At 54.2% G+C, this 12,033-nt stretch carries 10 protein-coding genes; 4 read left to right on the forward strand and 6 right to left on the reverse strand.

Translation table 11 applies throughout. The features are described from left to right. Positions 1-882: a LysR family transcriptional regulator gene (locus tag OCA8868_RS02180; protein WP_093994904.1), complete on the reverse strand. Its 882-nt coding sequence runs from the start codon at positions 880-882 to the stop codon at positions 1-3. A gap of 104 nt (positions 883-986) precedes the next feature. Between OCA8868_RS02180 and OCA8868_RS02185 the strand changes: the two genes are divergently transcribed. From OCA8868_RS02185 to OCA8868_RS02200, 4 genes are all read left to right on the forward strand, one after another. Continuing rightward, positions 987-2,489 (forward strand): CoA-acylating methylmalonate-semialdehyde dehydrogenase, encoded by a 1,503-nt coding sequence (locus OCA8868_RS02185; protein ID WP_093994905.1) that lies wholly within the window; start codon positions 987-989, stop codon positions 2,487-2,489. 55 nt (positions 2,490-2,544) lie between these two features. After that, positions 2,545-2,979: a hypothetical protein gene (locus tag OCA8868_RS02190; RefSeq protein WP_093994906.1), complete on the forward strand. Its 435-nt coding sequence runs from the start codon at positions 2,545-2,547 to the stop codon at positions 2,977-2,979. Between the two features lie 123 nt (positions 2,980-3,102). Further along, positions 3,103-3,438: a cupredoxin domain-containing protein gene (locus OCA8868_RS02195; RefSeq protein WP_245847992.1), complete on the forward strand. Its 336-nt coding sequence runs from the start codon at positions 3,103-3,105 to the stop codon at positions 3,436-3,438. A 90-nt stretch (positions 3,439-3,528) separates the two neighbouring features. Beyond that, positions 3,529-4,095, forward strand: coding sequence for a L,D-transpeptidase (locus tag OCA8868_RS02200; protein WP_093994907.1), 567 nt, complete (start codon positions 3,529-3,531; stop codon positions 4,093-4,095). 13 nt (positions 4,096-4,108) lie between these two features. On the opposite strand, the gene uvrA is transcribed toward OCA8868_RS02200, so the two are convergent. The 5 genes from uvrA to OCA8868_RS02225 form a co-directional block, all read right to left on the reverse strand. Continuing rightward, entirely contained in the window at positions 4,109-6,970 is a 2,862-nt protein-coding gene (gene uvrA / locus OCA8868_RS02205) for an excinuclease ABC subunit UvrA (protein WP_093994908.1), read from the reverse strand. Positions 6,971-7,066: 96 nt separating this feature from the next. Further along, positions 7,067-8,197, reverse strand: a complete 1,131-nt coding sequence (locus OCA8868_RS02210) for an MFS transporter (protein ID WP_093994909.1) — start codon at positions 8,195-8,197, stop codon at positions 7,067-7,069. A 92-nt stretch (positions 8,198-8,289) separates the two neighbouring features. Beyond that, entirely contained in the window at positions 8,290-9,663 is a 1,374-nt protein-coding gene (gene lpdA, locus OCA8868_RS02215; protein WP_093994910.1) for a dihydrolipoyl dehydrogenase, read from the reverse strand. A gap of 94 nt (positions 9,664-9,757) precedes the next feature. Beyond that, positions 9,758-11,302: a diguanylate cyclase gene (locus OCA8868_RS02220; RefSeq protein ID WP_093994911.1), complete on the reverse strand. Its 1,545-nt coding sequence runs from the start codon at positions 11,300-11,302 to the stop codon at positions 9,758-9,760. A 64-nt stretch (positions 11,303-11,366) separates the two neighbouring features. Next, positions 11,367-11,954: a DUF924 family protein gene (locus OCA8868_RS02225; protein WP_093994912.1), complete on the reverse strand. Its 588-nt coding sequence runs from the start codon at positions 11,952-11,954 to the stop codon at positions 11,367-11,369. Positions 11,955-12,033: the final 79 nt, after the last annotated feature.

Raw genomic sequence — 12,033 nt, forward strand, 5'->3', positions numbered from 1 at the left:
TCAAGCGACCAGACGCTCCAGACGCGAAATCTCGGCCTTCAATCCGTGATTTAATGCCGCAGCAAAGCGGTTAAGGCGGTCAGAAGACCGGTCACTAACGTGCCGCACAAGGTAAAATGACCGCGTCAAAGATAGCTCATTTACCAAAACACGTTTCAATTCTGGCGCGAACGGCAGCGCGAAATCATGCATAATGCCGACCCCTGCCCCGCTACGCAGCGCCATGACCTGCACGGCAACCGAATTAGACGCGACCTGAACACCGTCTGCGCCAAAATCGCCGAGGTAGTCCAGTTCTTTGTCAAAAATCATGTCGGGGATATAGCCGACAATACGGTGCCCTTTAAGGTCATCCATGTTTTCAATCGTTTCACTTTTAGAAGCAGCCAGATGAAGGCGATAATCGCTGACCTTCTGCACCGTCAGTCGCCCCGCTTGCGGAGGCGACACCGTGATCGCCATGTCGGCCTCGCGTTTGGACAGGTTCACCACCCGAGGTAAAGCAAGTACTTGAATTTCCAGGCCTGGGTTTTCGGCGGCAATGGCTGCGCACACTTGCGGCAATAGGTAATTCGCGGCCCCGTCGGGCGCCCCGATACGGATTTGTCCCGTTAAACCGGCCTGATCCCCGCGTGCTTCTTCGACAGCTTGGGTCAGCGACGCCTCAGCATCGGCAGCATGATCCCGCATGCGCACCCCAAGATCCGTGAGCGCGTATCCTTGAGGGGATTTCACGAACAAAGCGGCCCCAAGGCCCGCCTCAAGCCGCGCGATCCGCCGCCCGACAGTGGCCGCATCCATCCGTAGCGTTGGCGCAGCACGACTTAGGCTTTCCGCCCGCGCCACCGCCAAAAACACCCGCATATCGTCCCAACTCGCCATTGCTGTCCTGCATTTTTGCAAAATGAATTTGCCATACTGGCGCTTTAACGGGCGAAAACGCAAGCCTATGATACGGGCAACTCATACAACGCTGGGAGGCGATCATGACCACAGAACTTACCCACTACATCAACGGCGCGCACGTTAAAGGCACATCAGGCCGTTTTGCGGATGTCTACAACCCAGCTACAGGCGAAGTGCAGGCCAAGGTGCCGCTCGCCTCAACTGCGGAACTGGATCAAGCCGTTGAAATCGCTGCAAAAGCACAGCCAGCATGGGCCGCAACCAATCCACAGCGCCGTGCGCGCGTGATGATGGCCTTTGTCGGCTTGCTGAACCGCGACATGGACAAACTGGCCGAGGCCCTGTCACGCGAGCACGGCAAAACACTGCCGGACGCGAAAGGCGACGTTCAGCGTGGCCTCGAAGTTGTTGAGTACTGCATCGGCGCGCCTGAGCTTCTGAAAGGCGAATACACTGACGGTGCTGGCCCGGGCATTGATATCTACTCCATGCGCCAAGCCCTTGGTGTTACAGCAGGAATTACCCCGTTTAACTTCCCCGCCATGATCCCGATGTGGATGTTCGCCCCTGCCATCGCATGTGGCAACGCGTTTATCCTTAAGCCATCCGAACGTGACCCATCCGTTCCACTAATGCTTGCAGAGCTTCTTGAGGAAGCGGGCCTTCCGGCTGGTATTATTCAGGTCGTGAACGGCGACAAGGAAAGTGTCGATGCGATCCTTGATAACGAAGTGATCCAATCTGTCGGCTTCGTTGGCTCCACTCCGATTGCGGAATACATCTACGGTCGTGGTTGTTCCAACGGCAAGCGCGTTCAATGTTTCGGCGGTGCAAAGAACCACATGATCATCATGCCCGATGCGGACATGGGCTTGGCTGCCGATGCGCTCGTTGGTGCGGGTTACGGCGCTGCTGGCGAGCGTTGCATGGCGATTTCGGTTGCGGTTCCAGTTGGCGAAGAAACTGCTGATCGTTTGATCGAAGAACTAATCCCACGCATCGATAAATTGCGCGTTGGCCCCTACACAGCTGAAGGCGATGTGGACTACGGCCCAGTCGTTACTGCTGCAGCAAAAGAAAACATTCTCAGAATGGTAGAGGGCGGCGTTGAAGCAGGTGCCGAGCTTGTGGTTGATGGTCGTAACTTCAACTTGCAGGGTTATGAAGACGGCTTTTTCGTTGGACCACACCTGTTTGACCGCGTGACGCCAGACATGGAAATCTACCAGAAAGAGATCTTCGGACCGGTTCTGTCTTGCGTTCGGGCCGGATCCTACGAAGAAGCCCTCGGCCTCGCGATGGATCATGAGATGGGCAACGGCACCGCGATCTTTACGCGCGACGGTGACGCCGCACGTAACTTTGCCAGCCGTGTTAACGTCGGCATGATCGGTGTAAACGTGCCGATCCCAGTGCCCCTCGCCTACCACACGTTTGGCGGCTGGAAGAAATCCGCCTTCGGTGATTTGAACCAGCACGGCCCAGACGCGTTTAAGTTCTACACACGCACCAAAACGGTCACATCCCGTTGGCCATCAGGCATAAAAGAAGGTGGTGAGTTCAACTTTAAGGCGATGGACTAGCCCTAAAACCTTGACCTTTTGATAAAAAATGTGCCCCATTCAAGCGTACTCTTGGATGGGGCACGCTATTTTGCCAGTTGATTATGAAATTTTTGCGGACCCGACACTGGTTTACATCCGGTACTATGGGCATGTGAAAACAGCAGAAATTATGGATGCTTTGACCCGTTTCGCATCCTCCTACGCGCATCTTGCTGGGCAAACACACTTCTTTGATTTCAGTAAGATCACAAGCTACGAAGTTGATTACCCTCTGTTTTTCAAGTTCATGGCGAAGTTGACTGACATCTACCCCGCGGAAGTTGGCCAGCAACTTAACGTGTTCTTTGCCCCTCCTGGCCCGCCTGCCGAAATGGCCGAAATGGCGCGGAACCCTTGGGAAGGCTCCGACAAAATCTTGATACGGACAGCCCAAACGCAAGAACAAGCTTTTGAAATACTCGGTTGGCCAAGGCCAGACGTTGTCGCACATATGGAAGCACACGCGTAACCGCACGACAGCGGCCCGAGGTTTGTTGAAAGTTTTCTAGCGCACGTGAAACTATTCATATGCGCTTTGCGTGTCTTAAAGGCTGCCCAATTTTGGCAGGTACCAACTTTGAAAGGATCTATTATGACAACCCGTCGCGATTTTCTCCGCCGTAGCGCTGCAGCACTTGCAACCCTACCTGTTCTAGCAACCGCCGCACGTGCCCAGACAACGCATACGGTTACGATCAAAAGCATGGCTTTCACACCAGAGAACCTGACAATTTCCGCCGGCGATACAGTGACTTGGGTGAACGAGGATCGCCCACGCCATAGCGCTTGGGAAGACAGTGGTGATGCGTTTGATACCGGTCTTTTGGCGCAAGGCGACTCTGCAAGCGTGACGTTTAATTCCGCCGGCTCATTCAGCTACCGGTGTCGCCCGCACGGCAATATGCGCGGTTCGATCACAGTTTCCTAAGTGCGCGATTTCACGCAGGTGTGAGTCCGTGTGGCTTGATCCCAGTGCCTATCCGTGTGATTTAAAGTCCAAACAACGGATGGGCACACCATGCAAACCAAACGTACATTCATTCTCGGCGCTGCGGCGACACTGGCAACACCTATGATTGTGCGCGCGCAAGGAGCGCCTGATCGCGCTTCGTCGGGTGAAGCACCTGATCGCAACGCATCGTCCTTTGTCACGCAAAAATGGCAGGATCATTTCCAGTCGCTTGGGAATGGTGCAATTCTTGCCGATATCACATCTCGTGCGCTGCACTACTGGGGCCCCGATGGTAGCTACCGTTTGTACCCATCTTCTGTTCCAATGACCGAAGCCTTAACGCGTCGTGGCTATAGCCAAATCGTACGCAAGCGTGTTGGTCCGACGTGGACACCAACAGCCGCCATGCGTCAGCGTGATCCGTCCCTGCCCCAAATGATGGACGCAGGCCCAGGTAACCCACTTGGCACCCATGCGATGTACCTTGATTGGCCCGCCTATTTGATCCACGGCACGCACGACACGCGCAAGATCGGTCGCCAAAGCTCATCCGGTTGTATTGGATTGTACAACGATCACATCGCTGAGTTGTTCTCAGTTGTGCAGGTCGGCACCCAAGTACGTCTTCTCTAAAAGTTCAGTCGCGCTATTCTGCTGCGACTGACTTCTTCGGCTTCAGCATCTCTTTGAGGTACTGACCCGTGTAGGATTCCGCGACGTCTGCAATCTGTTCAGGTGTACCCGTGGCCACGACTTTACCACCTTTGTCGCCCCCTTCAGGGCCGATATCGATTACGTGATCGGCTGTTTTGACGACGTCCAGATTATGTTCAATCACGATGACAGAGTTGCCAAGCTCAACCAGCTCGTGCAGCACCTCTAGTAATTTTCGAACATCTTCGAAGTGCAAACCGGTGGTTGGCTCGTCCAAAATATACAATGTGCGACCTGTGGACCGTTTGGCGAGCTCTTTAGAAAGCTTCACGCGCTGCGCTTCACCCCCCGACAAAGTGGTCGCCTGTTGCCCGACTTTGATGTAGCCGAGGCCCACACGCATCAGCGCATCCATCTTGTCACGGATGCTTGGAACCGCCTTAAAGAACTCCTGCGCCTCTTCGACGTTCATGTCCAAGACATCGGCAATCGACTTGCCCTTGAACCGAATTTCCAGCGTTTCGCGGTTGTAGCGCTTGCCCTTACAAGTTTCACATTCCACATAAACGTCAGGCAGGAAGTGCATCTCAATTTTGATGACGCCATCCCCTTGGCACGCCTCGCAGCGCCCGCCCTTCACGTTGAAACTAAACCGCCCGGGTTTGTAGCCCCGCGCCTTGGCTTCGGGCAGGCCAGCGAACCAATCACGGATTGGGGTGAACGCGCCGGTATAGGTCGCAGGGTTGGATCGCGGCGTGCGCCCGATGGGGCGCTGGTCAATGTCGATAACCTTATCAAGATGCTCCAGCCCCTTGATCGTTTCACACGGTGCTGGCGTTTGACGCGCGCCATTCAGGTTCATCGAGGCAGTCTTAAACAAGGTTTCGATCGTCAGCGTTGATTTCCCACCACCAGACACGCCCGTGACGCAGACGAATTTACCCAGCGGGTAATCAACGTCGATATCTTGGAGATTATTGCCACTGGCCTTCTTTACGCTAACCTTTTTCTTATTCCCCTTACGACGCACTTTTGGAACAGCGATCTCGCGACGTCCGGCCAGATAATCACCGGTGATGCTGTCTGGGTTCGCTATGATTTCCTCAGGGGACCCTTTGGCCACCACCTGCCCACCATGAACACCAGCCCCCGGTCCGATGTCGAACACATAATCGGCTTCGCGTACGGCTTCTTCGTCGTGCTCCACCACGATCACGGTATTCCCTTGATCTCGCAGGTTTTTCAGCGTGGTCAGCAGGCGGTCATTATCGCGCTGGTGCAACCCAATAGACGGTTCATCCAGCACATAAAGCACGCCTTGCAAGCCTGACCCAATCTGGCTGGCCAATCGAATACGCTGGCTTTCCCCACCAGACAAAGTGCCCGAATTACGCGATAACGTCAGGTATTCAAGGCCAACATTGTTCAAGAACCCAAGGCGTTCGCGGATTTCTTTCAGGATCGCCACAGCGATTTCGTTTTTCTGCTTCGTCAACGCATCAGGCACCGTCAAACACCATTCAAACGCCTCTTTGATCGACATCTGAACAACCTGACCAACATGCAGACCGCCAATCTTAACCGCCAGCGCCTCTTCGCGCAGACGATAACCGCCACATGTCCCGCAAGAACGGTTATTCTGATAGCGTTCGAATTCTTCGCGGATCCAGTTGGAATCCGTCTCGCGGTAGCGGCGTTCCATGTTCGGGATCACGCCCTCAAACGCGCGGCTGACCTCATAGACACGACCACCTTCATCATAGCGGAACTTGATCTCTTCATCGCCAGATCCGTGCAAAAACACCTGCTGCACAAAGGCGGGAAGGTCTTTCCAACGTTCGTTCTTGTCAAAATCGTAATGCTTTGCGATGGCTTCGATCGTCTGCAGGAAATACGGGCTTTTGCCCTTGCGCCACGGCGCCAGCGCCCCGTCATAAACCTTTAGCGTTTTGTCGGGCACGACGAGAGATTCATCAAAAAACAGCTCAACCCCCAAGCCATCACATTCAGGGCAGGCCCCAAATGGCGCGTTAAACGAAAACAGGCGCGGTTCAATCTCGGGGATTGTGAAACCAGACACTGGGCAGGAAAAGTTCTCGGAAAACGTAACACGCTCTGGCTCGCCCTCCTTCGGGGCGGTTTCCAGAACGGTGATGCCATCGGCCAAATCCAGAGCCGTGCGGAAACTATCCGCCAGCCGCGTTTCCAACCCTTCGCGCACGACGATACGGTCGACGACAACGTCGATGTCGTGGCGGAATTTTTTGTCCAGCGTCGGTGGCTCATCCAGCTCATAGAATTCACCGTCGACTTTAACGCGCTGAAAGCCCTGCTTGCGTAATTCTAGGAATTCCTTGCGATATTCGCCTTTACGGTCTCGCACAATGGGGGCCAAAAGAAACCCGCGTGTCCCGTCTTCCATCGCCATCACGCGATCTACCATATCCTGCACTTGCTGCGCCTCGATCGGCAGGCCCGTCGTCGGAGAAAATGGCGTGCCGACGCGCGCAAAAAGCAGGCGCAAATAGTCGTAAATTTCCGTCACCGTACCAACCGTTGAACGCGGGTTCTTGCTGGTGGTTTTCTGTTCAATCGAAATCGCAGGGCTAAGACCCGAGATATGGTCAACGTCCGGCTTGCCCATCATATCGAGAAATTGACGCGCATAGGCTGACAGCGATTCCACGTATCTTCGCTGGCCCTCGGCATAGATCGTATCAAACGCCAGCGAAGACTTCCCCGAGCCAGAAAGCCCCGTAATAACAACAAGTTTGTCACGCGGAATATCAACGTCGATGTTCTTGAGGTTATGTTCACGCGCACCGCGCACTTCGATATTTTTCAGCTCAGCCATGACGTGACCCCCTATTTCAAATCACCACATAATGACGTTACGCGTGGTGACCAGACCTTATCTAGAACATTCAGCGAACATAGGAAAGAATTAACCTTACACTGCTGACATTCGCGCTGCACGGTAGGCAAGCCCTGCAATTACGGCGCCCGCCACGCAAATCACGACACTCACTCCAGCAATGCCCCACACACTCCCGGCGACCAGCGCAAAGATAGGTGTGCCAGAGAATGTCCCGATATTGCCGAGCTGCGCCATCGCACCATTTGCCCGCGCTTGATCCTGCGGTTCGCTGTTTAACTCAGGTACGGCCGCAAAATTTGCGCCCGCGGTCAGCCCTGTGGAAATCAACGCCAATAGCGCCACCGTGACCGAACCCGTAAGGCCCAATAGTGCGAACAGCACGATCCCGGCTGCGAACCCATAGATCGACAGCTTAGATGCCGGCACCCTTTTGGCGATGAACCCAGACGCAAACGTACCTGACAAGTTGGCCAGCGGAAGAACCGGCATCAGCCAGACTGCATCAAGAGCGTTCGGCAAGAACGCAACCAGTGCGACAAAAATCGATGTGTAGATGCCATGCCCTAACGCTGGAGCGAAGTAGCGTGGATTGGCGTAAATTGAGCGGTGCAACGCAATAAAATTGGGCATCTTGGCCCCAGCAGTCATAACCTTGGGCACTGCAAACCAAACCAAAGGAAAAATGAGCGCGAGCAAAACCCCATGTGCTTGGTAAACGGCGCTGATCCCTCCCCAAGCTTCGATCTCGGGAACCACAAGTGCGAGCAGCGCATAGCCCACACCGAAAAACGTCCCCCAAATCCCCATAACGACAGCTTTGTCGCTTGGTTTGGCCAGCGCAACCATCATCGTAGGCAGCGCTACGACAAGCAGCAGATGCCCGAGCCCTTCAACAACGCGGGTGAGCATGAACCACTCAAACGGCATCTTTTGCCCTTGGATCAATGATACCACAGCCGACATTGCAACGGCCCAAAGCACTGCTCGACGCGCACCGATTTTGCCAACGAAGAAGCCTGCAACAGCACCGCCTAAAATACCCACGATCGAAACCGCCGACACAGCCAATGGCGCAGGCTGGTTTTGGTAAGCCGCCTGAAACCCATCGAGCGTAAAGGTCAGCTTCGCAAATTGCGCTGCCGCCAAAAGGCCCGTGGTCCATAGCAGAGCGATAAGCGTCCAGTTGGTGCGTTGAGTATCCATCCCAGATGGCTACGCCCCTCACCCATCAGGGGCAACCACGAAAAAGGGCGCCTAGATCAGGCGCCCTCTTCGTTTTTCGTTAAGCTTACCGATTACATGTGAATGACGCGGTCGTAAGCGTCCAAAACGCTTTCATGCATCATCTCAGACAGGGTCGGATGCGGGAAGACGGTTTCCATCAGATCTTCTTCCGTGGTCTCCAATTTGCGCCCGATTACATAGCCTTGGATCATCTCGGTGACTTCCGCGCCAACCATATGTGCGCCCAACAACTCGCCAGTTTTCGCGTCAAAGATGGTTTTGACCATGCCTTCAGCTTCACCCAAAGCAATCGCTTTGCCGTTGCCGATGAACGGGAAACGACCAACTTTGATATCGTAACCCAGCTCTTTGGCTTTGGCTTCGGTGTACCCAACCGAGGCAACCTGAGGATGGCAATATGTGCAGCCCGCGATGCTTTCGGGTTTAACGGGATGCGCGGGCTTACCAGCGATCAGGTCGGCGACCATGACGCCTTCATGGGATGCTTTATGCGCCAGCCAAGGAGCGCCCGCGATGTCGCCAATAGCGTAAATGCCATCCACACCTGTGCGGCAGAATTCATCCGTTACGACATGGGTGCGGTCCAGCTTGACGCCAACCTCTTCAAGGCCAAGCCCCTCAACATTACCAACGATACCTACAGCAGAGATCACGGTGTCGAACTCTTGCTTTTCAACTTTGCCGCCCACTTCGATATGCGCGGTGACTTTGCCTTTTCCACGGTCAAGCTGCTTGACCATCGCCTTTTCCATGATCTTCATGCCTTGCTTCACAAACTGTTTTTTCGCGAATGCTGAAATTTCGGCGTCCTCGACAGGCAGCACGCGGTCCATGACTTCGACCACGGTCGTATCAGCGCCTAAAGTGTTGTAAAAACTTGCAAATTCAATACCGATGGCGCCAGAACCGATCACCAAAAGTTTCTTTGGCATCCGCACAGGGTCAAGCGCGGCCTTATATGTCCATACCAGATCGCCATCCGCCTCAAGGCCTGGCAACTCACGTGCGCGCGCGCCCGTGGCCACAACGATATTCTTCGCCGTTACCTCTTCGGTTCCTTTTTCGGTCTTCACCGAGACCTTACCCTTTGCAGTGATCGTCGCGTCGCCCATGATGACTGTGCACTTGTTCTTTTTCAGAAGATGGCCAATTCCGCCAGACAACTGGCCAGCTACGCCGCGTGAACGTTTCACCACCGCAGGCAAATCATAGTTAATACCGTCAGCGGACAGGCCGAATTCTTTAGCACGATGCATCAGGTGGAACACCTCAGCAGAACGCAACATTGCTTTGGTCGGAATACAGCCCCAGTTCAGACAAATGCCACCCAGATGTTCACGTTCTATCACGCAAACCTTCAAACCCAACTGAGCGCCACGAATAGCCGCCACATAGCCACCTGGCCCCGCACCGATTACGATCATATCAAAGTTTTGAGCCACGCCGGGATCCTCCTCATCCGAATATAGTTTAGCATTAAACTAATTTTCAAATCAGAACCAGTGATCGAACGTCAATTCAGCTATGCATCGGCGTCACAGCTTCGCGAGTGTCTATTTTAGCGAGCCGAACACAATCACGTCCATCGGATTTCGCGTCATAAAGCGCCACATCAGCCCGTTTCATCAACACACTTGGCGCGGTAGAATCGCCACAATACGCAGCAACGCCCGAGGAAATCGTAACACGCGGCAGTATCCCATACGCGGTGCGTACTTCCATTTGTGACACGCTTGCCCGCAGCGTTTCTGCAAGCTTCATTGACTCGTCTTCGTCTGTCTGTGGTAAGAGAACTGCGAATTCTTCCCCGCCAACACGTGCACACACTGCACTGTTTGGCAAAACGGCCAGCATCCGTTCGGCAAGCGCACGCAATACAACGTCCCCTGCTTCGTGACCGTGATTGTCGTTAAACGTCTTGAACTTGTCCGCATCCAGCGAAATCAGGCCAAAACCCTTCCCACCACGATCGGCAATAGATGTTTCTCGTCGCATAGCGTCCATGAAGTAGCGGCGATTATACAACCCCGTCAGCGGGTCGCGGATTGACTGGTCGTGAAGCTCATCCCGCAACTTCACATTCGCGATCGCCATCGAGATATGTTCGCCACACCGCGCTGCGAACCGACCCGAGGATTTGATGTCCGCCCGTGACATTCCCTTCTTAAAATTAATGTGTAAAAGCCCAACTGTATCCCCGTGCGCAATGACCGGAATACAGATGTAATCGCCTGGCGTTTCTTTCGAACTGGAAGAAAGGTGGTCACAGGGAAAACACAACGCATCCGGATTGTGCTCATAGGCACGACCGCGCCTTAGTGACCAACAGGAATCCGGCGTGATGTGAGAATTTATTTCATCTTGCTGTCCCCATTCACATGCGCCGTCCAGAACGTCGCGAGAGTTGGAATAAAGGTAAAGTTCTCCGAAGCTGTCAGGCAGAAGATAGCCCATAAATCGCGCGACAATTTTAAACAGTTCATCTAGTGATTTGCAGGACTGCAACCATTCATCCAAATCCGAGAGCGTGCGGGCCTCAGCTCGGCGTGCGCGCTCTTCCTGAAGGATCATACTCGACTTACTTTCGGCAGCCTCCGCTGCCTTCTTCGCTTCAGCAAGTTCCTCCGCAGCTTTGCGCGCTTCCGTGACATTCGTGCAGGTGACGACATACCCGCCTTCGCGGGTCGGGCGGGCGTGACATTCAACGACACCACCAGATGGGAGCATTCGGTCATATTGATACGAGATGCGCGTCTTCGCGAACGCGCGCAGTTCCGACAGTTTCTCTTCGGTATACTCCCCACGCGTTACAGCAGCGGCCAAAAAGTCATCCCGTATCGTACCAATTCCAAGGGCATTTCGCTCTAACTCGAGCACCTCGTAGATGCGCGTATTATGCAATTCACACGTACCATCCGCTGACCAAACGATAATCCCCTGTTCCATAACGTTCATGATCTGGGTGGCGAGCAGGACACCGGCATCGTTGCTGTTTTCGGTGTCTCTCCATGAGACACGCTTAGAGACCGGAACGCCCCCGTCGATCGGTTCAGATTTCGTCATATGGATGCCTCGCTGATGCCCGTCAACGATACCCTTCCATACATTACGATATGGTTAAGTGGACTTAGCTAGCAGCAGCCTTTTCATCGACAGCACGCAATGCCGCCGCATAGCCTCCTTCGGCAATCCATGACGTCTCAGCAGCGGTTGGCGTCCGCCCTAACGCCGCGTTGCGAAATGGGAAACGGCCGAACTGGCGGATGATCAAACGGTGCGCACAAGCATGGCGCAAGTTGTCCACGCCGGTTTCCGGCAAGCGTGTTTTCATCAAACGCACGCAGCGATCCTGATCGATCAGGTTTTCAGAATGCATGAGCGGCATGTAAAAAAACTGACGGACGGGTTCAGGAATACGCATATCCCAATCGCGTTCGATGGCGACTTTCGTGGCCGCACGCGCACTTTTGTCAGTCGCGAATGAGTCTGCATGCCCGCGAAACATATTGCGAGGGAATTGATCCGTAAGAACGATATACCCTAGCGTGCCAACCGGAGACGTCAGCCAAAGACCGCACGAACCGGTTTGTGCTTCGTGCCAAGTTTCTTCAAACTTCTCACGCACTTGCGCGTCGAGCTCTTCTGAACCGACGTACCAGCCTTTCGGTCCGACTTCATCAACCCAGTACGATAATACCTGCTCAGGCGTGACCATCGCCAACCCTTTCAATCGTTATCCGAGCCTTTAACTGGCTCTTTAATTGGAAAGTTGCAGAAACGGTTTGATCTGGCAA

This window comes from Octadecabacter ascidiaceicola (assembly GCF_900185015.1).
GTDB lineage: Bacteria > Pseudomonadota > Alphaproteobacteria > Rhodobacterales > Rhodobacteraceae > Octadecabacter > Octadecabacter ascidiaceicola.

What these genes read in the sequence shown, in the direction of transcription:
- OCA8868_RS02180 (WP_093994904.1), bottom strand. Translation starts at nt 882, where the DNA reads ATGGCGAGTTGGGACGATATGCGGGTGTTTTTGGCGGTGGCGCGGGCG.
- OCA8868_RS02185 (WP_093994905.1), top strand. Translation starts at nt 987, where the DNA reads ATGACCACAGAACTTACCCACTACATCAACGGCGCGCACGTTAAAGGC.
- OCA8868_RS02190 (WP_093994906.1), top strand. Translation starts at nt 2,545, where the DNA reads ATGGGGCACGCTATTTTGCCAGTTGATTATGAAATTTTTGCGGACCCG.
- OCA8868_RS02195 (WP_245847992.1), top strand. Translation starts at nt 3,103, where the DNA reads ATGACAACCCGTCGCGATTTTCTCCGCCGTAGCGCTGCAGCACTTGCA.
- OCA8868_RS02200 (WP_093994907.1), top strand. Translation starts at nt 3,529, where the DNA reads ATGCAAACCAAACGTACATTCATTCTCGGCGCTGCGGCGACACTGGCA.
- uvrA (WP_093994908.1), bottom strand. Translation starts at nt 6,970, where the DNA reads ATGGCTGAGCTGAAAAATATCGAAGTGCGCGGTGCGCGTGAACATAAC.
- OCA8868_RS02210 (WP_093994909.1), bottom strand. Translation starts at nt 8,197, where the DNA reads ATGGATACTCAACGCACCAACTGGACGCTTATCGCTCTGCTATGGACC.
- lpdA (WP_093994910.1), bottom strand. Translation starts at nt 9,663, where the DNA reads ATGATCGTAATCGGTGCGGGGCCAGGTGGCTATGTGGCGGCTATTCGT.
- OCA8868_RS02220 (WP_093994911.1), bottom strand. Translation starts at nt 11,302, where the DNA reads ATGACGAAATCTGAACCGATCGACGGGGGCGTTCCGGTCTCTAAGCGT.
- OCA8868_RS02225 (WP_093994912.1), bottom strand. Translation starts at nt 11,954, where the DNA reads ATGGTCACGCCTGAGCAGGTATTATCGTACTGGGTTGATGAAGTCGGA.